General features: G+C 67.2%; 23 protein-coding genes and 1 pseudogene. 12 read left to right on the top strand and 12 right to left on the bottom strand.

Going from position 1 to position 25,035, the window contains the following annotated elements; genetic code table 11:
* Positions 1-32 precede the first annotated feature (32 nt).
* Entirely contained in the window at positions 33-1,781 is a 1,749-nt protein-coding gene (gene treZ / locus ACN675_RS14270) for a malto-oligosyltrehalose trehalohydrolase (RefSeq protein ID WP_420751464.1), read from the top strand.
* A 7-nt stretch (positions 1,782-1,788) separates the two neighbouring features.
* On the opposite strand, the gene ACN675_RS14265 is transcribed toward treZ, so the two are convergent.
* Positions 1,789-3,297, bottom strand: a complete 1,509-nt coding sequence (locus tag ACN675_RS14265; protein ID WP_420751463.1) for an MFS transporter — start codon at positions 3,295-3,297, stop codon at positions 1,789-1,791.
* Between the two features lie 108 nt (positions 3,298-3,405).
* On the opposite strand from ACN675_RS14265, the gene ACN675_RS14260 reads away from it, so the two are divergent.
* Both ACN675_RS14260 and ACN675_RS14255 read left to right on the top strand, forming a co-directional pair.
* On the top strand, positions 3,406-3,996 hold the full coding sequence (locus ACN675_RS14260; protein WP_420751462.1) for a TetR/AcrR family transcriptional regulator: 591 nt from the start codon (positions 3,406-3,408) through the stop codon (positions 3,994-3,996).
* Positions 3,997-4,055: 59 nt separating this feature from the next.
* On the top strand, positions 4,056-4,358 hold the full coding sequence (locus tag ACN675_RS14255) for a hypothetical protein (RefSeq protein ID WP_420751461.1): 303 nt from the start codon (positions 4,056-4,058) through the stop codon (positions 4,356-4,358).
* Between the two features lie 63 nt (positions 4,359-4,421).
* Here the strand turns inward: ACN675_RS14255 and ilvA are convergent, their stop codons facing one another.
* Positions 4,422-5,774: a threonine ammonia-lyase IlvA gene (gene ilvA / locus ACN675_RS14250; protein ID WP_420751460.1), complete on the bottom strand. Its 1,353-nt coding sequence runs from the start codon at positions 5,772-5,774 to the stop codon at positions 4,422-4,424.
* A 162-nt stretch (positions 5,775-5,936) separates the two neighbouring features.
* On the opposite strand from ilvA, the gene ACN675_RS14245 reads away from it, so the two are divergent.
* Entirely contained in the window at positions 5,937-7,190 is a 1,254-nt protein-coding gene (locus ACN675_RS14245) for a peptidoglycan DD-metalloendopeptidase family protein (RefSeq protein ID WP_420751459.1), read from the top strand.
* A 31-nt stretch (positions 7,191-7,221) separates the two neighbouring features.
* Here ACN675_RS14245 and ACN675_RS14240 read toward each other — a convergent pair whose 3' ends face one another.
* Positions 7,222-7,656 carry a nitroreductase family deazaflavin-dependent oxidoreductase gene (locus ACN675_RS14240; protein ID WP_420751458.1) on the bottom strand — a complete coding sequence of 145 codons (435 nt, stop codon included), beginning with the start codon at positions 7,654-7,656 and terminating at the stop codon, positions 7,222-7,224.
* Between the two features lie 118 nt (positions 7,657-7,774).
* On the opposite strand from ACN675_RS14240, the gene ACN675_RS14235 reads away from it, so the two are divergent.
* Complete coding sequence (locus tag ACN675_RS14235) at positions 7,775-8,029, top strand: hypothetical protein (protein ID WP_420751457.1); 255 nt, start codon at positions 7,775-7,777, stop codon at positions 8,027-8,029.
* Here the strand turns inward: ACN675_RS14235 and ACN675_RS14230 are convergent.
* Both ACN675_RS14230 and dnaE read right to left on the bottom strand, forming a co-directional pair.
* Complete coding sequence (locus ACN675_RS14230; RefSeq protein ID WP_420751456.1) at positions 8,026-9,603, bottom strand: FMN-binding glutamate synthase family protein; 1,578 nt, start codon at positions 9,601-9,603, stop codon at positions 8,026-8,028. The two genes, ACN675_RS14235 and ACN675_RS14230, sit on opposite strands and share 4 nt — an antisense overlap.
* Before the next feature lie 391 nt (positions 9,604-9,994).
* Complete coding sequence (dnaE, locus tag ACN675_RS14225; protein ID WP_420751455.1) at positions 9,995-13,531, bottom strand: DNA polymerase III subunit alpha; 3,537 nt, start codon at positions 13,529-13,531, stop codon at positions 9,995-9,997.
* Positions 13,532-13,749: 218 nt separating this feature from the next.
* Between dnaE and ACN675_RS14220 the strand changes: the two genes are divergently transcribed.
* From ACN675_RS14220 to ACN675_RS14210, 3 genes are read left to right on the top strand one after another with little or no spacing between them, the layout of a single operon-like run.
* A complete protein-coding gene (locus tag ACN675_RS14220) occupies positions 13,750-14,097 on the top strand; it encodes a hypothetical protein (RefSeq protein WP_420751454.1) in 348 nt (115 codons plus the stop codon).
* Positions 14,094-16,295, top strand: coding sequence for a hypothetical protein (locus ACN675_RS14215; RefSeq protein WP_420751453.1), 2,202 nt, complete (start codon positions 14,094-14,096; stop codon positions 16,293-16,295). The genes ACN675_RS14220 and ACN675_RS14215 overlap by 4 nt, the downstream gene beginning before the upstream one ends.
* A complete protein-coding gene (locus tag ACN675_RS14210) occupies positions 16,292-17,053 on the top strand; it encodes a hypothetical protein (RefSeq protein ID WP_420751452.1) in 762 nt (253 codons plus the stop codon). Before ACN675_RS14215 ends, ACN675_RS14210 begins: the two co-directional genes overlap by 4 nt.
* Before the next feature lie 91 nt (positions 17,054-17,144).
* Here the strand turns inward: ACN675_RS14210 and ACN675_RS14205 are convergent, their stop codons facing one another.
* On the bottom strand, positions 17,145-17,306 hold the full coding sequence (locus tag ACN675_RS14205; protein ID WP_420751451.1) for a hypothetical protein: 162 nt from the start codon (positions 17,304-17,306) through the stop codon (positions 17,145-17,147).
* Between the two features lie 475 nt (positions 17,307-17,781).
* Between ACN675_RS14205 and ACN675_RS14200 the strand changes: the two genes are divergently transcribed.
* The 3 genes from ACN675_RS14200 to ACN675_RS14190 all read left to right on the top strand — a co-directional run bounded on the left by ACN675_RS14200 (position 17,782) and on the right by ACN675_RS14190 (position 19,022).
* On the top strand, positions 17,782-18,105 hold the full coding sequence (locus ACN675_RS14200; protein WP_420751450.1) for a hypothetical protein: 324 nt from the start codon (positions 17,782-17,784) through the stop codon (positions 18,103-18,105).
* 4 nt (positions 18,106-18,109) lie between these two features.
* A complete protein-coding gene (locus ACN675_RS14195) occupies positions 18,110-18,421 on the top strand; it encodes a hypothetical protein (RefSeq protein ID WP_420751449.1) in 312 nt (103 codons plus the stop codon).
* A 151-nt stretch (positions 18,422-18,572) separates the two neighbouring features.
* Entirely contained in the window at positions 18,573-19,022 is a 450-nt protein-coding gene (locus ACN675_RS14190) for a hypothetical protein (RefSeq protein WP_420751448.1), read from the top strand.
* A 97-nt stretch (positions 19,023-19,119) separates the two neighbouring features.
* Here the strand turns inward: ACN675_RS14190 and rarD are convergent, their stop codons facing one another.
* The 6 genes from rarD to lspA form a co-directional block, all read right to left on the bottom strand.
* A complete protein-coding gene (gene rarD, locus ACN675_RS14185) occupies positions 19,120-20,046 on the bottom strand; it encodes an EamA family transporter RarD (protein WP_420751447.1) in 927 nt (308 codons plus the stop codon).
* A gap of 55 nt (positions 20,047-20,101) precedes the next feature.
* Positions 20,102-21,778 carry a hypothetical protein gene (locus tag ACN675_RS14180; RefSeq protein WP_420751446.1) on the bottom strand — a complete coding sequence of 559 codons (1,677 nt, stop codon included), beginning with the start codon at positions 21,776-21,778 and terminating at the stop codon, positions 20,102-20,104.
* Between the two features lie 178 nt (positions 21,779-21,956).
* Positions 21,957-22,304 (bottom strand): hypothetical protein, encoded by a 348-nt coding sequence (locus ACN675_RS14175; RefSeq protein WP_420751445.1) that lies wholly within the window; start codon positions 22,302-22,304, stop codon positions 21,957-21,959.
* A gap of 65 nt (positions 22,305-22,369) precedes the next feature.
* Positions 22,370-23,014, bottom strand: a complete 645-nt coding sequence (locus tag ACN675_RS14170) for a hypothetical protein (protein WP_420751484.1) — start codon at positions 23,012-23,014, stop codon at positions 22,370-22,372.
* A 9-nt stretch (positions 23,015-23,023) separates the two neighbouring features.
* A complete protein-coding gene (locus ACN675_RS14165; RefSeq protein ID WP_420751483.1) occupies positions 23,024-23,932 on the bottom strand; it encodes an RluA family pseudouridine synthase in 909 nt (302 codons plus the stop codon).
* A gap of 17 nt (positions 23,933-23,949) precedes the next feature.
* A complete protein-coding gene (gene lspA, locus ACN675_RS14160) occupies positions 23,950-24,549 on the bottom strand; it encodes a signal peptidase II (protein ID WP_420751444.1) in 600 nt (199 codons plus the stop codon).
* A gap of 66 nt (positions 24,550-24,615) precedes the next feature.
* On the opposite strand from lspA, the pseudogene ACN675_RS14155 reads away from it, so the two are divergent.
* Positions 24,616-25,035: pseudogene (locus ACN675_RS14155) on the top strand (hypothetical protein); the annotation flags it as partial.

The raw sequence follows: 25,035 nt of genomic DNA, 5'->3' as shown, positions 1-25,035 counted from the left end.
CGCGTATCTCGCGGACCGTGCATGCTGGACCCGTGCACACCTTCGAGGTCTGGGCCCCCGTCCCCGAGTCTGTCCGTCTGCACCTCGACGGCACCGTCCATCCGATGCATCGCGACGAGCACGGCTGGTGGCGCGCCGAGGTCGATGCCTCCCCCGGCGCCCGCTACGGCTTCGTCGTGGGTGAGGACGACACGGTGCTGCCGGATCCGCGTTCGCCCCGGCAGCCCGACGGGGTACACGGCCTGTCGCAGCTGCACCGGCTCGATCCCGCGGTCTGGACGGACTCGTCGTGGACCGGTCGGCAACTCCCGGGCAGCGTCGTCTACGAACTGCACATCGGCACGTTCACCGAGGCCGGCACGCTGGACGCGGCGATCGAGCATCTCGACGAGCTCGTCGAGCTCGGGGTCGGCTTCGTCGAACTCATGCCGGTCAACGCGTTCAACGGAACCCACGGCTGGGGTTACGACGGGGTGCTCTGGTACGCGGTGCACGAGCCGTACGGCGGGCCGGACGCGCTGCAGCGCTTCGTCGATGCCGCGCACGCGCGCGGACTCGGAGTAGTGCTCGACGTGGTGTACAACCATCTCGGCCCGTCCGGAAACTATCTGGGCCGTTTCGGTCCCTATCTGACCGGCGGCGCGGGAACGTGGGGTGAGACGGTGAATCTCGACGGCCCCGGGTCCGCCGAGGTGCGCCGCTACATCATCGACAACGCCCTGCGCTGGTTCCGCGACTTCCACATCGACGCGCTGCGGCTCGACGCGGTCCACGCGCTCGTGGACCACACCGCCACACACGTGCTCGAGGATCTGTCGACCGAAACCTTCAGGCTGTCCGTACATCTGGGTCGCCCGCTGACGTTGATCGCCGAGAGCGACCTCAACGATCCGCGCCTGATCACTCCGCGCTCGGCAGGTGGCTACGGCCTGCACGCGCAGTGGGACGACGACATCCACCACGCCGTGCACGCGGCGGTGTCCGGCGAAAGGCAGGGGTACTACGGAGATTTCGGCTCTCTCGACTGCCTCGCCCGCACCCTGCAACACGGCTTCTTCCATGCCGGGACGTATTCGAGTTTCCGCGGTCGCATCCACGGGCGTCCGCTCGACGTACGCCGCACCCCCGCCAGTTCCCTGCTGGCGTACACGTGCACGCACGACCAGGTCGGCAACCGCGCACGCGGCGACCGGCCGGGCAGGTATCTCGATCACGGACAGCTCGCCGTCAAGGCGGCGCTCGTGCTGACCTCCCCCTACACGCCGATGCTGTTCATGGGCGAGGAGTGGGGTGCCGGCACCCCGTTCCGGTACTTCACCTCGCATCCGGAGCCGGAACTCGCCGCCGCGGTCGTCGAGGGTCGGCGGCGCGAGTTCGCCGAACACGGCTGGGACGTCGGCGACGTGCCCGACCCGCAGGATCCGGAGACGTTCCGAAGTTCGGTCCTGAATCGCACCGAACGCACCGAGCCCGAGCACGCGCGACTGCTGGCGTGTTACCGGGACCTGCTCGCGTTGCGGCGGGCCCGTGCCGAGCTGACGGATCCGTGGCTCGAGAACCTCCAGGTCGACTACGACGAGGAGGAACGCTGGATCGTCGTGCACCGCGGGACGATTCGCGTCGCCTGCAATCTCGGGGCCGATCCGGTCACGATTCCGGTCGGCGGTGTTCCGCTGATGTGGTGGGACGAACCGGTGGTCAACCGGACCCGTTCGGCCGCCTTGATCCCGGGACACTCGTTCGCGGTGTTCGAGGGCGACATCGACCACCACGAACGGTGACACCGCCTCAGCGTCGGCGCAGCATCCTCCACGTGAACAGCGCGGTCACCGCGAGGATGACGGCGGTGGCGGCCGAGGCACTGTGCATTCCGGCGACGAAGGCCTCGCGGCCCTCCACGAGGAGCGCTCCGGCGGCGGACTCGGGCAGGTGCCGTGCCGTCTCCACGAGATTGCCGAGCGTGTCGAGTCCCTCGTTCGACGCGAACAGTTCCGCGAGCCGACCCTGATAGGTCGCGCTGACGACGCTGCCGAGCACCGCCACGCCCAGCGCCATCCCCAGTTCGTACGCGGTTTCCGACACAGCGGATGCCGCGCCCGCTCGGTCCGGTGGCGCTGCGGCCACCACGAGATCGGTGGTGAGCGTCAGTGCGACGCCGACACCCGCACCGACGACGGTGAAGCCGGCGACGAACACCCCGGCACCGCCGTCGGCACCCAGCGCCAGCAGTGCCCCGGCACCGGCTGCGGCGGCCGCGAGCGAACCCGCCAGTACGCCACCGATCGGGAGACGACGGGTCAGCGGTCCGGCGGCGAGCGAGCCGAGCGCGCTGGCCGCCGTGCCCGGGAGCATGAGCAGTCCGGCGGTCAGCGGGCTCACGTCGAGCACCAGCTGCAGATATTGCGAGCCGAAGAACAGCACGCCGGCGAGCGCGAACACCGACAGCAGATTCGCCACCACGGCGGTGGAGAAGGTGCGCTCGGCGAACAGCGACAGGTCCAGCAACGGCGACGACGTGGTGCGCTGCCGGTGGACGAAGAACAGAGCCGCGAGTACGCCGACACCGCCGGCGACGAGGTATTCCGGCTGCAGGCCGTGCAGCGCGGACTCCTTGATCGCGTAGACGAGCGGCAGCACCGCGGCCAGCGACGCGAGCGCCCCGACGAGATCGAATCGACCCGGCGCCGGGTCGCGGGACTCGGGGATCAACCGCGGCGCGGCGATCACGAGAATCGCCATGATCGGCAGATTGACGAGAAACACCGAGCCCCACCAGAAGTGCTCGAGCAGCCATCCGCCGACGATCGGCCCGGCTGCGGCGCCGCCGGCCGCCATCGCGCTCCACACACCGATCGCCAGCGTGCGCTGGCGCGCGTCGGCGAACATGTGCCGAATCAGGCCGAGGGTCGCCGGCATCAGGGTGGCTCCGGCGATGCCCTGCAGCACTCGTGCCGCGATGAGCATCTCGGGACCGGCCGCCCAGGCGGCGAGTACGGAGGCGGCGGCGAAGCCGGTCGCGCCGACGAGCAGCAGGCGGCGGCGCCCGATGCGGTCGCCGAGCACGCCCATCGTCACGAGCAGGCCCGCGACGGCGAACGAGTACACGTCGATGATCCACAGCAGCTGCACCCCGGTCGGGGCGAGATCGGCGCTGATGAACGGCAGGGCGAGATCGAGCACGGTCGCGTCGATCGCGATGAGCAACACGGCGCACGCGAGCACGGCGAGGCCCAGCCACGTGCGGGCGTCGGCCCTCACGGGGGCGTCGGTGGTCGCGATGCCGGTGTGTGCGCGCATGACTTCTTCCTGGGACTTCGAGGATTTGCTGAACCGTCCAGCCGGTACAGTTTTCCAGGGTAGCAACGAACCGTCCGGCCGGTACAGTTCATTGGCTAGGCTCACACCATGGCCTTCGACACCCGCGACCGGATCCTCGACGCACTCGAACGCACACTGCTCGACGTCGGCGTCGCCCAGGTCACCCTCGAGTCGGTGGCCGCGGCCGCCGGTGTCTCGAAAGGTGGCCTGCTCTACCACTTCCCGACCAAGGAAGCGATGCTCGCCGCCATGGTGCACCGACTCGGCGCTCGCAGCGACGAGCGACTCGCCGAGGCCGTCGCGGGCGGCACCCGGGTCGCCGAGTGGTACCTGTCCTATCCGGACGACCTGGGCGAGGCCGCGGAGATCTCGCTGTTCCGGTCGATGGTCGCCGCGATGCGCAGCGCCGACGGGCAGCACGACGAGGTGCAGCGCGCCGTCGTCGAGGTGATGCGGTCCTGGGACGACGGACTCCGGGCCGAATTCGACGACCCCGTCGACGCCGAAATCGTGCGACTCGTCGGCGACGGCATCTACCTCGGAGCGTTGCTCGGTCTGCCGCGCACCGACCCCGATCTCCATCGCCGGGTCGTCGCACGACTGCTCCGCCACGACGTTTCCGCGGACTCGCCTGCGACTCGCACGGACCATGAAACCGAGGGTGGCCAAAACGTTTGATTATGCCTCATCGGGACGAGTACCGTCGCGAATACAGCCACATTTCCGAGGTGATCGTCATGAATCTCAAGAAAATGCTGGCGGGTACGTTCCTCACCACCACACTTCTCGTCGCACCGGCCAGCATCGCCGCCGCTACCCCGGCGGTCGATCCTTCGCCCGGGGTGACCGCCGTGCAGCCCGTCAACCACAACCCGTACGACCGGCACGACAAGGACCGGAACGACTGGAACAAGGATTGGAACAAGAAGGACCGCGATCGCGGCCGGGATTGGGACCGCGGCTGGAACAACCGCTGGGACAACCCGTGGCGCGCGGACTGCTTCTGGTTCGGACCGTGGCTGGTGTGCAGCCCCTGGTGACCCTGCACAGGGAGTGATCCTGCACAGCGAACCTGCACACCGTCCCGCTCCCGGCGCCCGGCGCTAGGTCAGGTACCGGTAGGCCGGTGAGCCCGGCTCGAGGCGTTGCACTTCGAGCCGGGACGCATCCATGCGTGCCAGCAACGGCGCCAGACCGTCGGCGGCGCCGAGTTCGATGCCGACCAGCGCCGCGCCCGTCTCGCGGTTGTTGCGCTTGACGTACTCGAACAGGGTGATGTCGTCGTCCGGCCCGAGCACCTCGTCCAGGAACCGCCGCAACGCGCCCGGCTCCTGCGGGAAATCCACCAGGAAGTAGTGCTTGAGCCCCCGGTGCACCAGCGACCGCTCGATGATCTCGCCGTACCGGGAGACGTCGTTGTTGCCACCCGAGATCAGGCACACGATCGTCGATCCCGGCTCCGCGGCGATGTGGTCGAGCGCCGCGACGGACAGCGCACCGGCGGGCTCCGCGATGACGCCCTCGTTCTGATACAGCTCGAGCATCGCGGTGCAGATCGCGCCCTCGTCGACCTGGGTCATCCCGAACGCCGCAGTGCCGAGCGTGTCCTGACGGATCGTCGCGACCAGCGGCAGGCTCGAGTGCGACACCACCTCGGCGCCGAGCTGCGACACCACCTCGTAGGGCACGTTTCCGATCCGCTGGACCGCGGCACCGTCGACGAACGGCTCGACCTCCGGCAGCGTCACCGGTCCGCCCGCGACGAGCGCTGCGGTCATGGACGCGGCACCGGCCGGTTCGACGCCGACGATCGACGTGGTCGGCGACTTCTCGTGCAGGTAGGCCGCGATGCCGGCCAACAGGCCGCCACCACCGACGGGCACGACCACCAGATCCGGTGACGCCGGCAACTGCGCGAGGATCTCGCGGGCGATCGTGCCCTGCCCGGCGGCGGTGCGCGCATCGTCGAACGGGGCGACCATCGTCGCACCGGTGCGCTCGGCATCGTCACGGGCCGCCGCGGCCGCGGCGTCGAAGGTGTCGCCGATCGGGATGAGTTCGACGAATTCGCCACCGTGGACGCGGATCCGGTCGCACTTCTGCTTGGGGGTACGCGCGGGCACGTAGATGCGCCCCTGGATTCCCATCGACCGGCACGCGTACGCGACACCCTGCGCGTGGTTGCCGGCACTGGCCGTCACGACCCCCGCAGCCCGTTCTGCGTCGCTGAGCTGGGCCATCACGTTGTAGGCGCCGCGCAGCTTGAACGACCGCACCCGGGTGAGGTCCTCACGCTTGAGGTAGACGTTCGCGCCGGTCAGCGCGGACAGACGCGGGCAATGTTCGAGGGGAGTCGGTGCCACCGCCGGGGAAATTCGCTCCGCCGCCGCGTCGATGTCGGCCACGTTCACAACGGGCGTCCGAGTCGGTTCAGCGGTGTGCGGGTAGGTGGTCACCCGTCAATGCTGCCACCCACCTCGCCGATCATCCAAAGCAGGTCACGTGACCGCGGCGATCTGCGCCGACAATCGCTTGCGGATTCGCAGCGCACACGGTCTACTGACGACATGCCTGGGCCGGCATGGATCGGGCGAGTCCGATCGGCGATGGTCTTCCTGGTGAGTGCGAGCGTCCTCACCGCCTGCACATTGCTCCCGGACGGCGAGGCATCGTCGACTTCGACGCCTGAGAGCGGCCCGGCGGGATCGTCGTCCGAGGCCGTCGGCACCGACGAGATCTCCCCGCTCGTCATCGGCGCGGTTGCACCCGACCCGATCCCAGTCCTGGGCTCGGACGAACTCTTCCACGTGGCCTACGAGCTGACGGTGCTGAACTTCGCCCCGCGGCCCGCCGTCATCACGTCGGTCGAGACGCTCACCCCCGACGGCGAGGTCCTGGCCTCACTGACGGAGGACGAGGTCGCCGCCCGGACGATGATCCTCGCCGACTACGGCGGTGCGGAACCCGTGGAGGAGGGTGGCCCGGCAATCCGGATCCCGGCGGGCAAGACCGCCCTGCTGGTGCTCGACGACACCTATCCCAGCCGGGATGCCGTTCCCGCGACCGTCACGCATCGGATCACCACCACGTTCGGCTCCCCGGAATCGGGCGACGGCGGCATCGCGGTTCTCTGGCCCGACGAGGTAACGCAGACGGGCGGGACGGTGACGATCTCGACCGACCAGCCGGTCGTCGTCGGCGCACCGCTCCGCGGGCAGGGGTGGATCGTCGAGAACGGATGCTGCACTCTCAACGCGCATCGCAACGTCCTCCTCCCGGTGGGCGGCCGGATCAACGGAGCCGAGCGGTTCGCGATCGACATGAGCAGGATCGACGTCGCGGCGACCCGTGAGCACGGCTACGAACCGAGCGTCGAGGTCGACGGCGATCCGGCACAGAACGAGAACTACCTCGCCTACGGCACCCCGGTGCTCGCGGTCGCCGACGCCACCGTCGTGGCCGTCCACGCCTCCGATCCCGACACGCCGCCCGGAGAACTGCCCCTCGGGCCGGGCTTCACGCTCGCCAACCTCGGCGGGAACATGGTCGCCCTCGAACTGGCCCCCGACCTCTTCGCCGTCTACTACCACCTGGCTCCCGGTTCTCCCACGGTGGAGGTCGGAGACCGTGTGTCCGAAGGGGACGAGATCGCCCGGCTCGGCAATTCGGGCAACTCGTCGGCGGCCCACCTGCACTTCCAGTTGAGTCGCACGCCGCTCGTCTTCTCGTCCGACAACGTCCCGTACGTGCTCGACGAGTTCAGCGTCGTGGGCACGCTCGACGCCGAGAGCGGCGAGCTGCTCGACGAGCCGAACCCCGGGCCGCGTCGTGACGCCCTGCCGCTCGTGCTGACCGTCGTGGACTTCGACTGAGCGCGCGGGTGATGTGGCGGGCCGTCGGTCCCTATCTCGGTTCGAGGACGAACACGGGGATCTGCCGGTCCGTCTTCTTCTGGTACTCGGCGTAGTCGGGGAACGCCTCGACCGCGCGTTTCCACCACACGGCCTTCTCGTCGCCGTGGACCTCGCGAGCGGTCATGTCCTTCACCTCGGCACCGTCCCGCAGCTCCACCTGCGGATTCGCGACGACGTTGTAGTACCAGACCGGGTTCTTCGGCGCACCGCCCAGCGAGGCCACGACGGCGTAGGTGCCCTCGTGTTCGACGCGCATCAGCGGCGTCTTGCGCAGCTTGCCGCTCTTGGCTCCCCGGGTGGTGAGGATGACCACCGGTCGGCCCTGCATGGTGTTCCCCTCGGTACCGCCCGAGGATTCGTACTTCTCGACCTGGTCGGCGGCCCATGTGGCCGGGCTGGGTTCGTATTCTCCGATCAGAGGCATACCGAACAGTCAACACGTTTCTGTGATCCGGCACACCCGGAGCAGAAAGTTCGTTGACCCGAATTCTCGACTGCGACTACCCTGATGACAGACTTTCCAGCACCGTAGGAGCATCGTGATGACCGCACTCGACAGCCCGGCCCGTCGGGCCCGTCGCGTGGCTGGCGTCGACCTCGCCGGCACGGAGTGGCCGCTGTACAAGCTCGAAGCCCTGGTCGCCGGCTTCCTGGTGCTGTTCGCGCTGTTCGTCATCACCGGGTCCGGGCAGATCGCCGTGCTCTCGGCGGCGGCCGCAGCCACCGTGACCTGGTGGGCTCGCCTGGCGCACTACAGCCGCAGCCAGTGTTCGTCTTCTGGAGTTTCGTTCTTCTAGGGTTTCGTCTTCGCGCCGTGCGATCCGGTGTCACCCGGGCGCTGCGCGGCGGTCGCCGCCATGATGCGGGTGATCTCGTCGCGGTCGGCGATCCCGGGCAGGCCCCAGCCCTCCCGGTAGTCGTACAACTCGGCGAAGGTCACCGAATGCCGGTTTCCGTCGGCGACCTCGACGTCCTCGGTGGTGATCAGGCTCGGATGCGCCACGCCGCACGCCTCCGCCACCTTGAACACCTCCCGGCGCAGCGCCCGCAGATACTGCTCGACCCGATCGGCCTTCGACGGGACATCCAAACCTCGTGACAGCCAAGCGTTCTGGGTGGCCACGCCGGTCGGGCACCGGTCGGTGTGGCACTTCTGCGCCTGGATACAGCCCACCGCGAACATCGGCTCGCGGGCAACGTTCACCATGTCGCACCCGAGAGCCATTGCGGCAACGGCATTGTCGGGAACACCGAGCTTGCCCGATCCGATGAAGGTCACGCGCTCGGCCAGCCCCGCCAGGGCGAACTCCCGGTAGACCCGGGCGAATCCACTGCGGAACGGCAGCGACACCGAATCGGTGAACACGAGCGGCGCCGCCCCGGTACCGCCCTCGCCACCGTCGACGGTGACGAAGTCGACGCCACGCTCACCGTCGCGCATGGCGTCGACGAGCAACTGCCAGAACGTCGGGTCGCCGACCGCCGATTTGATCCCGACGGGAAGACCGGTGGCCGATGCGACCGTCTCCACGAAATCGAGCATGCTGTCGACGTCGTGGAACGCGGTGTGCCGAGACGGGCTCACCACGTCGCGGCCCACCGGCACGCCGCGGATCTCGGCGATCTCCTCTGTGACCTTGGCGCCGGGCAGCAGACCACCGAGACCCGGTTTGGCGCCCTGGCTCAACTTGATCTCGATGGCCTTCACCGGTGCCGATTCGGTGAGCGCGACGAGCCGGTCGAGATCGAAACGGCCCTCGCTGTCGCGGCAGCCGAAGTAGGCCGTGCCGATCTGGAAGATCAGGTCGGCGCCGTTGCGGTGGTACCGCGACAGCCCGCCCTCCCCCGTGTTGTGCATACAGCCGGCGCCAGCCGCCCCCTTGTTCAGCGCCACCACCGCCGGCGCCGACAACGATCCGAAACTCATCGCCGAGACGTTGACGAACGATTCCGGCCGGAACGCCTTCGCACGCCCACGCGGCCCACCGAGGATCTTCGCCGACGGAACCGCCAGTCCCTCACCGCTGTGCGGCGCTCCGGACGGCGGGATCCGGGAGAACGTGCGGTGTTTGATGATCGTGTACCCGTCGGTGAACTCGATGTCGTTGTCCGTGCCGAAGCCGAACGTGTCGTTCTGCCGCTTCGACGCCGCGTACACCCAGTGCCGCTGGTCGCGAGTGAACGGCCGCTCCTCGTCGTTGCGGGTGACGATGTACTGACGCAGTTCGGGACCGATCGCCTCGAGCAGATACCGCCCGTGACCGAGGACCGGGAAGTTCCTCAGCAGCGCGTGCCGACGCTGGAGCAGGTCGTACGACGCCACCGCGGCCAGCGCCGCAGCAGGGATTCCGAGAGCCTTCGACCAGTCCATGGGTCCACGGTAGGTCCGTTGCGGGCAGCTCACGTCGGGATGGCCGATACCGCCCAATCGGTTCGAGCAGCCCGGGCAGGAGTTCGTCCATCGCCTCCGCTCCGGACGCGAGCAGCTCGTGGACGTGCCGTCCCTGCGGCACCCCGTGCCGGTTCTCCGCCCCGAGGGGAGCACGTCCCGCTCGACCACGGTCACCGTGCCGTAGAACTCGGCCAGCGCGCGGGCCGCCGACAGCCCGCCCGTACTGCCCCCGAGAACAACCGCCCGATCGCCGATCCTGTTCATGATCTTCGTCTCGCATGAATGCCCGAGTGATACGCATTCGATGCCGGCCCGACGGTCGCCGAAGCGCGCGAGTACCCGATTTTCGGGACGCTTCCGCGCGTGCGTGTCAGGTTGCCAGGCAGCCCGGGCCGAGGAGCGCCTTGAGATCGCCCATCAACGCCGACGACGGTTCGACCCGCAGGCTGTCGTCGACCTTGAGCAAGGTGACCTTGCTGCCGGAGATCAGCCGCACGTGGACATCCGAGGTGCCCGGATGGCGGGTCAGGACGTTCTTGAGCGCCCCCACCTTGTCCGGTGTGCACAGCCGCGTCGGCATCGACACCGACAGCGGCTTGGCGACACCGATCTGCGAAAGATCCGGTACCGCAAGGTCGTTGGCGATGAGGGAGATCCGGTCGTCGCGGATCGACACGCGTGCCTTGACCAGGACCACGGAGTCCTCGACGACGTCCATCCCGTACACCGAGTAGGACTGCGGGAAGAACAGCACCTCGATGCCACCGGACAGATCCTCGATCTGCGCGGACGCCCAGGCCAGACCGTTCTTGTTGATGCGCCGGTTCACCGAGGCGAGAATGCCGCCGACGGTGACCTGGGTGCCGTCCTTGATGTCGCCTTCGAGGATGGCCGGGATCTGGGTGTCCGCCTGCGCGGCGAGCACGTGCTCGATGCCGTTGAGGGGGTGCCCCGAGACGTACAGGCCGAGCATCTCCCGCTCGAGCGCGAGCCGGTGCTTGGTGTCCCACTCCTCGTCGGGGATCTTCACGTTGAACACCGACGTCACCGACTCGTCGGCGTCGGCGCCGCCGAACAGGTCGAACTGGCCGATGGCCTCGGCCTTCTTGGTGCTCATCACCGCGTCGATCGCGTCGGCGTGGACGAGCATCAACCCCTTACGGGGATGACCGAGCGAGTCGAAGGCACCGGCCTTGATGAGCGATTCGGTGACCTTCTTCGAGCATGCCAGCGTGTCGATCTTGCCGAGATAGTCGGAGAAGTCGGTGAACGCACCCTTCTCCTCGCGGGCCTTGATGATCGACGCGACGACGTTCGCACCGACGTTGCGCACTGCGCCCATACCGAACCGGATGTCCTCGCCGACCGCGGCGAAGTCGACGCGCGAGGCGTTGACGTCCGGCGGCAGCACGGTGATGCCCATCTTGCGGCAGTCCGCCAGGTACAGCGCGGCCTTGTCCTTGTCGTCACCGACCGAGGTGAGCAACGCGGCCATGTACTCGGCCGGGTAGTTGGCCTTGAGGTAAGCGGTCCAGAAGGAGACGAGGCCGTAGCCGGCGGCGTGCGACTTGTTGAACGCGTAGCCGGCGAAGGGCAGAACGGTGTCCCACAGCGCAGTGATCGCCGGCTGGGAGAAGCCGTTGTTCCGCATGCCTTCGGCGAAGCCGTCGTAGGCCTCGTCGAGGATCTCCTTCTTCTTCTTACCCATCGCGCGACGCAGCAGGTCGGCCTGGCCGAGGCTGTACCCGGCGACCTTCTGCGCGATCTGCATGATCTGCTCCTGGTACACGATCAGACCGAACGTGTCCTTCAGGATGTCGCGCAGCGGTTCCTCGAGTTCCGGATGGATCGGCTTGACCTCTTGCCGATTGTTCTTGCGGTCCGCGTAGTCGTTGTGGGCGTTCATGCCCATCGGACCCGGCCGGTACAGCGCGAGGACGGCGACGATGTCGTCGAAGCCGGTCGGCTGCATGCGTCGCAGCAGGTCGCGCATGGCACTGCCGTCGAGCTGGAACACGCCGAGCGTGTCGCCGCGCGCAAGCAGTTCGTAGGTCGGTTCGTCCTCGAGAGGGAGGGTGTCGAGGTCGATGTCGATCCCGCGGTTCTCCTTGATCAGCTCGATCGCGTCGCCGATCACCGTGAGGTTGCGCAGGCCCAGGAAGTCCATCTTCAGCAGGCCGATGGCCTCGCAGGACGGGTAGTCCCAGCCGGTGATGATCGCGCCGTCCTGGGCGCGTTTCCACACCGGGATCGCATCCATCAGCGGCTCGGACGACATGATGACCGCGCAGGCGTGCACGCCGGCGTTGCGGATCAGACCCTCGAGGCCGAGCGCGGTCTCGTAGATCTTCTTCACGTCCGGGTTCGAGTCGATCAGCGCGCGAACCTCGGTGGCTTCCTTGTACCGCTCGTGATTCGGGTCGGTGATGCCGGAGACCGAGATGTCCTTCGCCATGATCGGCGGCGGCAGGGCCTTGGTGATCTGGTCGGCGATCGCGAAGCCGGGCTGACCGAACTGCACGCGGGCCGAGTCCTTGATGGCGGCCTTGGTCTTGATGGTGCCGAACGTGATGACCTGGGCGACCTTGTCGTTGCCCCACTTCTCCGACGCGTAGCGCACCATCTCGCCGCGGCGACGATCGTCGAAGTCGATATCGATATCGGGCATGGAGACACGTTCGGGGTTGAGGAACCGCTCGAACAGCAGACCGTGCGGGATCGGGTCGATGTTCGTGATGCCCATCGCGTAGGCGACGAGCGAACCGGCCGCCGAACCACGGCCCGGGCCGACCCGGATGCCGACGCTCCTGGCGTGGTTGATGAGGTCGCCGACCACCAGGAAGTAGGCGGGGAATCCCATCTCGTTGATGACGCCGATCTCGTAGTCGGCGCGGGCGAGGTATTCCTCCGGCGGACCGCCCGGGAACCTCCGCTCCAGGCCGCGCATCACCTCGTGCCGCAGGAAGCTCTCCTGCGTGTGTCCCTCGGGCACCGGGAAGATCGGCATGCGATCGCGGTGCTTCCACACGTCGTCGTAGGACTGGACGCGCTCGCCGATGAGCACCGAGTTGTCGCACGCGCCGGGAACCTCCGAGTCCCAGATGGCACGCATCTCCTCGGCGGACTTGAGGTAGTAGCCGTCACCGTCGAACTTGAAGCGGGTCGGATCCGAGAGCGTCTTACCGGTCTGGATGCACAGCAGCGCCTCGTGGTTCTCGGCGGCGTCCTTCGTCACGTAGTGGCAGTCGTTCGTCGCGAGCGGAGGGATACCCAGCTTGCGTCCGATCTCGAGCAGGCCCTCGCGGACGCGCCGCTCGATGGACAGGCCGTGGTCCATCAGTTCGAGGAAGAAATTGTCCTTGCCCCAGATCTCCTGCCACTTCGCGGCGGCCTCGAGTGCCTCGCGGTCGTGACCGAGACGCAGCCGCGTCTGGATCTCACCGGACGGGCAGCCCGTCGTGGCGATGATGCCCTCGGCGTGCGCGGCGATCAGTTCCTCGTCCATGCGGGCCCACTTGCCGAGCTGACCCTCGATGGAGGCGAGCGAAGACAGCTTGAACAGGTTCCGCAGGCCCGTCGCGTTCTCCGCGACCATCGTCATGTGGGTGTAGGAGCCCGAGCCGGACACGTCGTCGGATTTCTGGCTGGGATCGCCCCACAGCACACGCTTGGTGTTGAACCGGGACTCCGGGGCGATGTACGCCTCGATGCCGATGATCGGCTTGATCCCGAACTTCTTCGCGGCGTTGTAGAACTCGCTCGCGCCGTACATGTTTCCGTGGTCGGTCATGCCGACCGCCGTCATCCCGAGCCGTTCGGCCTCCTTGAACAGGGGCCCGACCTTCGCGGCACCGTCGAGCATCGAGTACTCGGTGTGGTTGTGCAGATGAACGAACGAGTCAGCCACGCGTGTCACTCCCGGAAGTCAGTGGGCACCGATGAGTGTAGGCCCCCACGGCGACGTGTTCGGTCAGCCACACCGCGCCTGCTGCGGGTCTTCGTTCCCGGCATGGTGACCGTCACACACCCGTGTGTAAGCTGCCCTCTGCGTCGGGGTCGGGGGACCCTGCGATCGGGGTGAACCCGACACCACAGGGGGGCCATGGTGATCTTGTTCTGTTCGGCATGCGTGCGTTTTCCCGGCCGCGGCGGGCGGTCGCGGTGAAGGTCGATCCGGAGATGCTCGCCGCGCTCGCCACCACGCTGATGAACCACGCGGACGAGGTCCGGCGCGCGGGAAACTCCCACCGGACCGGCCCGTGGTACGACCTCGAGCAACTGCCGCATTCGCTGGAGGGGTCGCAACTCGCCGCGGTCTCGGCGGAGGCGGTCGCTGTGCTGGCGGGAGCCTTCGACGTGCTCGCCGGGCCGATCGACCAGATGGCCTACATCGCCGGGGGCGGTGCGCAGGGCTACGTGATCGCCGAGGACGAGTTCGCGTCCCTCATCCGCAATGCCGGGGAGGTCGCGTGACGCCGAGGCAGACGTCCGTGGCGAGGTGGCAACCACAGCACCTGGGCGGAACCGCGGACGCGATCGACGGAGCACAGCGGCGGCTCGTTGCCATCGCCCGCGCGGTGCATCGCGATGTGTCGCTGATGCGCGACCACGACTACTGGGTCAGCGATGCTCAGGTTGCCGCGGAGGAACGCGCCGAGTTCGAAAGCCGCCGGATGCTCCGGTGCGCCGAAGGCGTGGAGACCGTCGGCGCGGCGTACCGGTCCGCACTGGGAAGCATCGGTGCGGCGAGAACCCACCTGCTCGACACGGTCGCCGCAGCTCACGCCGCCGGCGCCTCCGTGGGCGACGACTGGCAGGTCGCGGCCGGGTCCGTCGACGATCCTCAGGAGGTCGACTACTGGCGCTGGCGGGTCGGCCAGGCGGTGACCGCCCTGACCGACGCCGACGCCGAGGCCGCACAGGCGGTCCGGAACGCCCTCGACGCCCTACGCGCGCTCGTCCCCGACGCGCTGGGAATGTCCGGCCTCGAAGCCCGCGAACTCGCGGTGAAGATCACCGGCGGCACGCAATTGAGCGCCGTCGACATCGACAATCTGCTGCGTGACCTGCGCGGGATCCAACCGACCGTCGAACAGCTCGAAGCCCTGGCGCGCGGGGAACAGATCGTGATGTCCCAGGCAACGCTCGACTACGTGCGGGAGCTGTACGGCACGCTCGGGGTCGACGGGTTCGTGAAACTGTCCGAGCAGTTGGGTACGGAAGGGTCCGCCGACGGGCAGCGGCTCCTGGCGAACGGTTTGGCACTCGCCGCCGGACCCGAGACCGGCCTCGGCGGTATGCCGGCAGGGGTGGCGGAGTTCTTCGAGAAGCCGGGCACGACCAACGTCGTGGTGGGTAATCCCCCGGTGTTCCTCACCGCCGTTCCGGACTCGGGTCTGCTCGACCGGTTTGCGCAGTCGTACGGGGCCGGTGACGCGGCGTTGCAGCAGGACAATCCGATCAATCGCGCACTGCTCGAGCGGGCCGGCGAGTTGGCCGCACTCGATCCGGGCCCCCGAAGCGCCATCGAATTACGGGATGCCGGATCGACGACGTTCGACGGGCTCCTCGAGCATCTGGTCGCCGCCGGTGGGCGTGACCAGGAGAGCGTGCACGAGATGGTGGTCGATCCGGGCAGCCGTGAAGAGCGGATACTGCCTCTCCTGCAACATGATTGGTCGGACTCCGGCGAGCCAGCGGTGGCGAGGATGTTCGAGTGGATTGCGGACGATGCAACAGCGACCGGCGACGACCCCGTGTCGGTCGAACGTGCCACGCGTGCAGGCGAAACCGCTTTCGGCCTTTCGCAATTGCTGTCCGGCCACCATGCGGAACTGCTCGACGTTCCCGGGTCCGACGGAAAATCGATCGGTGAGCTGAATCCCGCTGTGACCCAAGGTCTCGCGAAGGCCGTGGCACCCTATCTGGCCGACATGGTCGGCGTTCCCGGTGAGGAGACCGGAACACACGGATACGGGGCACTCGGCTTCCGGAACGCGCCACTGCTCTACGCAGTGCTGTCGAGCGACGTCGACGCGGCCGGGCACCTGACCGCACAGGCGTCGACGTCGGTCGCGTCGCTGGAGCAGGTGTGGGCGACATCCGGTGCGACGAACACCGATTCGCGAATCCACTACGGAGTGTGGGCGGGACGACTGGCCGGCGTGGTCGAAACCGGACTTGCCCTCGAACTGGAGAACCGGCGGAACGACGCCGAAGATGCACTGGACAGGAGAGGGTTGGTGTTCGACAGCGCGAAAGCGGCCCTGTACGGGTCGGCTTCGTTTGTCCCGGTGGCGGGTCCGTTCCTGGCGACAGGAATCGACGTCGCATCGCCATCGGTGCGCGATGCGTACTTGAGCACGGCCGACCGGATCGAATCGATGACGGCGAATGCTTCGACGGATACATCGCGTACGGCCTCCTACTACAACATGGCACTCGGCGCGCAAGCCGCGAATGGGGGGCATCTTCCGATGGATGCGGGTTGGGACGACTACAGAACCGCTGACGGCAGCCTTCTGTCATCGGCAGCGATCGAAGCCGACGACCGCGACACTCGACTGGCCGAATTCAATACGCAAGTGAGAGACACCCTTGTGTCGTCCGGGATGCCGATCGATGCATTCTTCTCCGAATTCGAAAGCGCGCGACAGGAAGTACCTAGATGAACAGACCTACAACGTCGCGATGGATCATAAGCGCCGCACTCGTCACCGCATTCTGTTTGTCGGGCTGTAGTGCTCCCCAACCGACACAACAGCCAGAAGCAGTCCGTTATGAACTTCCCGGTCTCATCCAGTACAACTACCGGTGGAGTGCCGAACCCGGTATCGATCTTTTCGGCTCCCCCGAGATCGCGGTACGCGCCTACTTGGAGTCCTACTACATCGCCAGCTTCGCTCACTCCACCGCAGCCGGCTACCCAGGATTCGAAAAGGCCACGCAAGTCCTCGTCTACGACCCACCCCGGGAAAGAGATATCAACGACCGCACAAACTTCGAAGACCTACCCCACACCGGCACCTTCTACGCACACATCCTGTCCGTGGAGAGATCCGACCAATCATTCCGAGCTGTAGTCTGCCAGGGGAACTACTCGCTCATGACGGCCGTACCAGAGGGCGGATACGTCAACTTCGGATCACGAATCCCCAGCCCCGCAGTGGTAGAGCTCGCACCCGGACCGAATGGCACCACCCAGGACACACGAGCCGCGGAGGGTCCTGCACGAGCACCCCAGACCGACATGTTCGGCGGCTGGACTGTCACGCGACACGCCCTCTCGACCAAGAACTTCGACGACAACCTCACCTGCGTCGACAAGTTCCCGGATCCACCGGAAACCCGCCCACAACGGAGATACGAGACGTTCTCAGCGCCGTACCAAACCCTGCCGCCCTACCCAGGATGGTCGAGCTCCCAGTGATGAGCGATCAGTTGGCGACGCTCGTCTCTGGCCTCATGCTCGCCGAGTACGAGGCCAGAGACGATACGCCGCCGATCAGAGCCGTGGCGTCTCAAAAGATCCCATCAGTCGAGCCGGAGAAGTAGGCCGAACCCGAGGTGAGGAACCCCTGAACTACGGTAAGGAATATTTCCCACAAGGTGGGCATCGGCGGATCCACAAAGCCTGCGGGATGGATGTTGTCGATAATCGCCTGGTAGATGTCGACGTACACGGAGACCTCCTCTGATGTATCGATCGTCGATGTACATCATCGACGTCAGAGGTTCGCAGGGACCGGTCGCAGTCGTTGCGGCTGTACGCAGACGGTCGCGGAAAGCTGCTGGTCGGCAATCCGAATTGATTTGTTCGGACGACGATCGCCGGCGGTCTTGGGGCAAAGGCGAATCAGCGGATGGTTTTCGTGCTTGATCGGGCCCGAGGTACGAACGCACCTGAGCCAGGTCGGAACCGTAATTGTTGGAACGCCAATCAGCTACACAGCCGTGATCGAACAGCATGAATATCCGAGTCCATGCCAAGTCGAGGCGGCAAGGAATATGGGAGTGCGTTCGAGCACCCGACCTGATGGCTAGATGACCACATCTGGGGCCCTGTAGTTTTCGCGCCGAGAACAACGACAATGGCTTTACCAGCGGTGATAGCCTGTGAATTAGCTGCCTGACGCCCGCACGAGGAGGAGGCCGCCGATGCCGATTTCGGCCATGCAATGGACACTCATTTGGTCCGCCACCGGCAGCATCACGAAAGAGGTGAACTTCGCCGCACGCGATGCCGTGGGCCAGATCAGCCTCGGGCAGGCCGACGGCGGCGGGCTCCTCAACTCGGGCATCCGCGGATTCCGGGCGCGCCCGAACCCGTCTGGGCCGGAGGTCGTGACGGACTTCGGCCCCAACTTCTACGACTGGCCGAACACGGTTACCGACGACTTCCTGAGCAGCGTCACCTTCGCGCTCGCGCTCGGCGCCCGCCAGGAAGCCACCGGTGTCTGCAACATCTTCAAATGGAGCTGACCACATGGCGTCACGAGACATCTCCGAAAACTCCGGAGCGCTGGAACCCGAGACAGAATATGTGTTCTTCGTGTACGACAAGGGCGACGGGACAATCCTTCATACTCACCAAGTGGTCAACCTGCCGGGGGCCGAGGCGCCCAGCCGCGAGCAGATGGAGCAGACCGCTCTGAGTTACGTCTCCCCTCAGGCAAGAGAACAGGCGGAAGCCGGTTTGGCGGTCTTGAGCGTCGACCCTCAACAACTGAAACGCGGGCAGTCCTATCGAGTCGATCACGAACGGAAGACGCTCGTGGCCGTGGAGCGGGAACGCTGAGACGACGACTGGCGGATAGCGATGAGCCTCCGGACTTCAATCTCCACGTCGTCGAAGGCATCGTGGCGGTACTTCTGGTCCCAGGACGGAAATTCCGATTCGTCTCGGATCCCCTGCCCGGTTTCGCCATATCCATGCATGGAGGTCCCGCATGTCCATCAAGCTACTTGCCCTCCAGGACGATAACCACCACCTGGTCACAAAGACCACCTTCGAGTCGATGGCCCGGCTCGAACTTGAAAGTGGCGGCTCCTACCTCGTCATCGCCACCGGAACCGTGTGGGCCGCATCGCTCGACCGCAACGAGACGGTGACGGTCCGTTTGTCGATACGGACCGGGATTGTGGCGCAAATAGAATCGAAGACCGAATTCTCGGCAAACCCTTCTCTCTCCTCCACAGGCCACGAATCGTTCGCTCTGACCCTGGCAGCTGATTCAGTGTCTGGATCCCCCGGCCCCGGCCCCGTGATCAGGCCACCTAGCGCATCTCTGTCGGCAAAGAAGAACACGAGCGGCCAGGGTGGTTTCGCCGTCAGCGACATTCGGATCGCAGCGTTGCCGGTCGATGAGATCGTGCTGACAACGATCGCCGAGCAATAGAGCGAGCATCCGATGGGTGCGCCTGATCGCATGGACGCCAAGCCACGGCGGTTTTCGATGATGACTGCTGTTGATGCCGCGGTCGTGGCCGGGACGGTCAACGATCTACGTCTACGTCGTCGACGAGCACGCGGCGGGGTGCACGATGAGCCCGCCGCAGCGCGTCCGCGCTGTAGATCACCAGCGCCACCCAGATGAGCGAGAACCCGATCCATCGCGACGCGGGCATGGCTTCGTGCAGAACCAGCACACCCCACGCCATCTGCAGGCTCGGCGTCAGGTACTGCAGCATTCCTAATGTTGCGAGCGGCACGCGCTGCGCCGCCGCCCCGAACAACAGCAACGGAACTGCGGTGACGAGACCGGCCGAGACGAGCAGAAACGCGTGGCCGGGACCCTCCGTCAGAAATGTTCCGGTACCCGTCGCCGTGAGGAACAGCAGATAGCCGAGCGCGAACGGCACCGCGACCACCCCCTCCCCGGTGAGGGAGGTGCGCGGGTCGAGGGGCACGATCTTCTTGATCACGCCGTACAACGCGAACGACAACGCCAACGTCAGCGCGATGATCGGCGGGCGTCCGTAGTCGACGGTGATGACGACGACCGCGACCGTGGCGAGCAGCAGCGCCGCGATCTGCGCACGGTACAACCGTTCCCGGAAGAACAGCACACCGAACAGCACACTGACGAGGGGGTTGATGAAGTAACCGAGCGCGGTTTCCACGACGCGGCCGGACGTCACGCCGTAGATGTAGGTTCCCCAGTTCACGGCGATCGCCGCCGACGCCGCCGCGACCAGCGCCCACGTTCGAAGACCCAGTCCGCGCAAGGTGCCGAGTTTGCCCAGTACCGCGAGCAACAACAGCATGAGCAGCAGCGTCCACAACACCCGGTGGGCGAGGATCTCGACCGCGCCGGCCGGCGCCAGAAGCCCGAAGAACGCAGGGAACATACCCCAGGCCAGGTAGGCGCCGATCCCGCACAGGACTCCGACGTTGTTGGTACTACGGTCGACGGCGGTCACCCGCCAACCCTATTCCTCCGCGACGGTACCGGCCGACTACGCGACAGGTACCGCCTCAGAGACCGAGGGCTTCGCGAAGCCGCCGCGCGCTCATGACCCCGGGTCGTTCCTCGGCGGGAAGCGTGCCGAGCAGGTGGATCAGGTCGTCGCGGCGCGTCGGGTCCGCGGCGGCCTGCCGCGGGGTCAGCCCGTCGAGCGCAGGAATCTGTTCGTCGAGCCACGCCTGCTCGTATTCGCGGATCCGCTCGTCGAGAATGGCCGCGAGCTCCTCGTCGTCGAGGTCGCCGGGAACCTCCGACGCGGACTGCTGCGCCTGCGCCAACATCTCCGCAGCCGGGGTTCGTGACTCGGTGATCTCACGTGCGTTCGGCGCCGCTGCGACGACCAGTTCGATCATGTCGTCGAAGTCGAATTCGCTCATCGCCTCGACGGTCAGCGTCCACGGCTCTCCCGTGCGGTCCAGGCGCACCACACCGAGTACGCGCTCGCCGTCGGTCCACGCCCACTCGTCACCGCGAGCGGCACCGAAGCGACGACTGAGCTTGCGCCGGAGGGTTGCGGAGGAAGGCACCGAGAACTCGGCGGTGCAGAAGACCATCTCGTCTCCGCCGGCCGTCACGAGTCGAGGCGGCGCGAAACGGGCGCTGAGGAACGACACGAGTTCTTCCGGGTCGGCCTCGGCGTCATCGAGCAGCGCCATCAGCGGTCCCCGCTGCGGCAGGGTGACAGCTTCCGCGCCTCCGAAGATGTTCCAGAGGCCGTCGCCGACGGGCACGATCCGCGTGCAGTACAGCTCCCCCGCCTTGACCTGCCGGCTGGCGGTCCTCTCGGTGACGTCGATGCGATCACCGGTGCGCAGGTCTCGCATCGTGATACCGGATCCAGGCCGGACAGCGTCGACCTCGAACAGGGATCTGCCGACGCGCAGCCATTGCTGCGCGAGCAGCTGTTCGTCGTCGGGTAGCAGTTTCCCCCGGGTCCTCAGAAATTCGGCGAACGCTCCGGTTTCGAAAAGTGCGACATCCCAGACGAAGTCGTCGAGGCCGAGTGACGGGTTCTCGTGACCGCCCGGCAGGTGGGACGCGCGCACCAACGCCAACTCCACGGCCCGGATACGCCAGTGCGACAGCTCCACGAACTGGCCGATCTTCGCGTACAGCCAGCGGGCACGTTCCGCCAGGCTGTAGTCCCTGTTCTCGCGGTAGCCGGACAGCAGCTGATACATCGGATGTTCGCGTCCGTCCTCCAACCGCCCGTACAGATCCAACGCACGTTCGGCGTTGCCACGGTCGGATTCGTATTGCGCCAGGTACAGCAGCGCCGGTCCGAAGTCGCTGTCGGCCGCGAGGGAACGGAGGTAGTGTCCCTCCGCGTCCTCGATGTGCCCGGAGCTTGCGGCGGCCCCGGCGATCCAGTGTGCGGCGGCAGCGACCTGCCGCGGGCCGTGCTCGATCAGCCAATCCGCTGCACGGCCGATCGACTCGGTGTCGAAGGCCTGGAACTCGAGCACGCGGTCAAAGACGGCGGTGACGACAGCAGGATCGGCGAGATCGAGGAACAGGTCCGGACCGTACAGGGACAAGGTCTCGGCGAATCTGTCGCCGGCTTCGGGGTCGCCGCTGCAGCCACCGACGAGTGTCACGAATCCGGTCGCGGCGAGCACCGCGTCCTCGGGAACACCGAGGCTCTCTGCGAGATCCGATGTCGAGGCCCCGAAGTCGTCTGTTGTCATGGGGCCGAGGGTAGAGCCCCTGAGCAGCCTGGGCCACCCGCCAGCGTTCCCGCCGTCGCGGCTGACAGCCGCGCGATGCGGGCACCGCGCGGCTGTCTTCTGCCTCGGCGGCTGGGCGCTGGGCGCCTGGTGTGCACATATGGCGGCGCCAACCGCCAGAAGTACACACCGATGAAAATCAGTCGTCGGTCTCGTCGAGCACGCCGACGCTCACGCCGTAGGGCAGGAAGCGAACGGATCGACTTGGATCCGTGTTGTTCTTGTGGGCGCGCAGCGCGTCGAGTTCGGTGCGATACACCTGCTCGACCCGGGCGAAGCCCTCGGCGTCGACCGAATAGACCGCCCACACGCCGTCACCCGCGCTGCCGGTCGTTTCGGGTTCGGGGGCGCGACGCGGCCCCGGGCCGCTCGATTGCCCGAGGAACCTGACGAACTGCTCCTGCAACTGCCGGAACTGATCACCTGCTTCCCGCATCACGCGGTCGATGTCGTCGGGGTCGAATCCGAACGGCCGGTCGTTGTCCATCACGGACCTCCTCGGCGGAGACGAGCCCGCCGGCGTGGCGGGACCTCTCTCCAGTGTGCCGTGTCTCAGGGTTCGCCGTCGTCGGGTCCCGGTGTCACGACCTCCACCTGCTCGGGTAGCAGCGGCGACACCGCGAACCGTCCCGCGACCGCGTCGGCCGGCAGCGCTTCCACTGCCCGCACGCGGGCATCGTCGGCCAGGGCCCGCAGGTCCTCCGAGGTCGTCCACACGACGATCCCGACGACGCACGCGCAGCCGGAGGCGAGGCGCTCGGCCGACACCGCCGCAACCCGCGCGGCGCGATCGTTCCCGCTCGCCGGGACCTGCAACCGTGAAGCCGCGACGGTCGGTGCGCGGCGCAGTGCTTCCGGATGCTGCGGCACCGCGACCGTCACCAACGGGGTCTGCACCCGGTCGATCGGGACCCGGAACAGTACCTGCGCGACCCGCAAGCCGTCGCCGAGCTCCGCGACGGTCGCGACGTCGACCGGCTCGGTGAACGACACGAGCGCCCAGCGGGGGGTGCTCGTGTCGGCCGGGTCGTCGAGGCTCTCGGCCGCACGGCTCAGATAGTCGGCGACGAGCTCACCCGAATCCGGACCGAGGGCGTCCGAACGCACCGAGGCGGGCCGCACCGGGTTGAGGACCCCCGCGAGCAGCACGGCGAGCACCAGCAGTGCCACGCACGCCCACGGAAGTACCCGGCGGATCACGACAACTCAGGCATCGCGCAGCACGGCCAGCGCATGTTCGAGATCTGCAGGGTACTTGCTGGTGATCTCCACCCAGTGGCCCTGCGTGGGATGCGCGAACCCGAGCGACCGGGCGTGCAGCCACTGCCGTTCGAGGCCGAGACGGGCAGCGAGACGCGGGTCGGCGCCGTAGGTGAGATCACCGCAGCAGGGGTGCCGCAGCGCCGAGAAGTGCACCCGGATCTGATGGGTGCGCCCGGTTTCGAGGTGGATGTCGAGCAGGCTCGCCGCCTGGAACGCCTCGACGGTGTCGTAGTGCGTGATGCTGGGCTTGCCGTCCGCGGTCACCGCGAACTTCCAGTCGCTGCTGCGGTGCCGGCCGATGGGGGCGTCGATGGTGCCGCTGCTCGGGTCCGGGTGTCCCTGCACGAGCGCGTGGTACCGCTTGTCGATGGTGCGCTGCTTGAAGGCCCGCTTGAGCACCGTGTACGCGCGTTCCGAGGTTGCCACCACCATGACACCGGAGGTGCCGACGTCGAGGCGGTGGACGATGCCCTGGCGCTCGTGAGCACCGGACGTGGAGATCCGGAATCCGGCGGCGGCGAGTCCGCCGATGACGGTCGGGCCGGTCCAGCCGACGCTGGCGTGCGCGGCGACCCCGACGGGCTTGTCGACGGCGACGATGTCGTCGTCGGCGTACAGGATCTCCATGCCCTCGACGGGCTGTGCTTCGATGGTCAGCGGCCGTGGGGGCTCGGGCAGTTCCACCTCGAGCCACGATCCGGCGGACAGTCGGTCCGACTTGCCGGCGGGCGCACCGTCGACGAGTACCGCGCCTTCCTCGGTGAGCGCGGCGACCACGGTCCGCGACAGCCCGAGCAGCCTGGCCAGTCCCGCGTCGACCCTCATCCCGTCGAGCCCGTCCGGTACGGGCATCGCCCGGGTTTCTCTCACTAGCGTGCTCCCTTTTCCGTTTCCTCGGCTGCGTCCGCGTCGTTCGCTTTGCCCGCGCGCGACCCGTCCGGATCGATCCCGAACACGGTGAGCGCCACGAGCAGGATCGCTCCGCACACGATCGCCGAGTCGGCGACGTTGAACACCGGCCACCATCCGACCGACACGAAGTCCACGACGTGTCCCTGCAGAGGGCCGGGTGAACGGAAGATCCGATCGACAAGATTACCGAGTGCGCCGCCGAGCACGAGGCCCAGACCCAGGGCCCACCATCCGGACTGCAGGGTGCGGCCGATCTTGACGACACCGATCACGACGGCGATGGCGACGATCGTCAACACCCACGTCATGCCGGTCGCCATGGAGAACGCTGCGCCGGGGTTGCGCACCAGCGTCAGGGTCACCGTGTCGCCGATGATGGAGATCGGATCGCGGGGATCGATGTGGGCGACGGCGAGAACCTTGGTGATCAGGTCGAGCGCGAAGACCACGACGGCCACGCCCAGCAGCGCGATCAGCCGGCGTCCGGCCGGCGCGGGGGCGGCGTCGGGCCCCGGTGTTTCGGGGCTGGGGTCTTCGCGGGAGGCGTCGTCGGTCACCGTGCCATCATCCCTCACCCTGGCGAGACGACGGCCACCCCACCCTTCGTGGCTACCCTGGGTGACGTGCCAGTGCTGTCCAGATTCGCTCCCCCGAGGCCCCGCGCGCTCGCTGCTGCCCTCTCCTTGACCGCCGTCGTCGCCGGGTGCAGCAGTTCCCCGGACGCGGCGACCGACATCGGTTCCACGTCCACCGAGGTCACCGTGCCGGTGTCGGCGGTGACGACCGCGGTCCTCGACCCGGGTGCCGAGCCTCGCGACGTGATCCGGGTGACGCCGGCCCTGGACACGGTCCAGCACATCGACCTGACCACCAGTTCGCAGGTCTTCCAGCAGATCGGTGATCAGCCCCGCCAGGACTTCTCGTCTCCCGAGATCACGCTGCCGCTGACGGCGACGGTCACGCGGGCGGTGTCGAACGGAGATCCCAGCACCGTCGTGGATCTGACGTTGGGCGACGCGACTTCCCCCGACCGGGCCCTGATG

The organism is Rhodococcus sp. O3 (genome assembly GCF_048897285.1).
Taxonomy (GTDB): domain Bacteria; phylum Actinomycetota; class Actinomycetes; order Mycobacteriales; family Mycobacteriaceae; genus Rhodococcus.
Note: the sequence above shows the minus strand (reverse complement) of the source record. Positions and strands in the feature narration are given on the sequence as shown.

Excerpts from the sequence above, each read along its gene's own strand:
- ACN675_RS14265 (WP_420751463.1), bottom strand. The coding sequence starts at position 3,297 with ATGCGCGCACACACCGGCATCGCGACCACCGACGCCCCCGTGAGGGCC.
- ACN675_RS14260 (WP_420751462.1), top strand. The coding sequence starts at position 3,406 with ATGGCCTTCGACACCCGCGACCGGATCCTCGACGCACTCGAACGCACA.
- ACN675_RS14255 (WP_420751461.1), top strand. The coding sequence starts at position 4,056 with ATGAATCTCAAGAAAATGCTGGCGGGTACGTTCCTCACCACCACACTT.
- ACN675_RS14240 (WP_420751458.1), bottom strand. The coding sequence starts at position 7,656 with ATGCCTCTGATCGGAGAATACGAACCCAGCCCGGCCACATGGGCCGCC.
- ACN675_RS14235 (WP_420751457.1), top strand. The coding sequence starts at position 7,775 with ATGACCGCACTCGACAGCCCGGCCCGTCGGGCCCGTCGCGTGGCTGGC.
- ACN675_RS14230 (WP_420751456.1), bottom strand. The coding sequence starts at position 9,603 with ATGGACTGGTCGAAGGCTCTCGGAATCCCTGCTGCGGCGCTGGCCGCG.
- ACN675_RS14220 (WP_420751454.1), top strand. The coding sequence starts at position 13,750 with ATGCGTGCGTTTTCCCGGCCGCGGCGGGCGGTCGCGGTGAAGGTCGAT.
- ACN675_RS14210 (WP_420751452.1), top strand. The coding sequence starts at position 16,292 with ATGAACAGACCTACAACGTCGCGATGGATCATAAGCGCCGCACTCGTC.
- ACN675_RS14200 (WP_420751450.1), top strand. The coding sequence starts at position 17,782 with ATGCCGATTTCGGCCATGCAATGGACACTCATTTGGTCCGCCACCGGC.
- ACN675_RS14195 (WP_420751449.1), top strand. The coding sequence starts at position 18,110 with ATGGCGTCACGAGACATCTCCGAAAACTCCGGAGCGCTGGAACCCGAG.
- ACN675_RS14190 (WP_420751448.1), top strand. The coding sequence starts at position 18,573 with ATGTCCATCAAGCTACTTGCCCTCCAGGACGATAACCACCACCTGGTC.
- ACN675_RS14180 (WP_420751446.1), bottom strand. The coding sequence starts at position 21,778 with ATGACAACAGACGACTTCGGGGCCTCGACATCGGATCTCGCAGAGAGC.
- ACN675_RS14175 (WP_420751445.1), bottom strand. The coding sequence starts at position 22,304 with ATGGACAACGACCGGCCGTTCGGATTCGACCCCGACGACATCGACCGC.
- ACN675_RS14165 (WP_420751483.1), bottom strand. The coding sequence starts at position 23,932 with ATGCCCGTACCGGACGGGCTCGACGGGATGAGGGTCGACGCGGGACTG.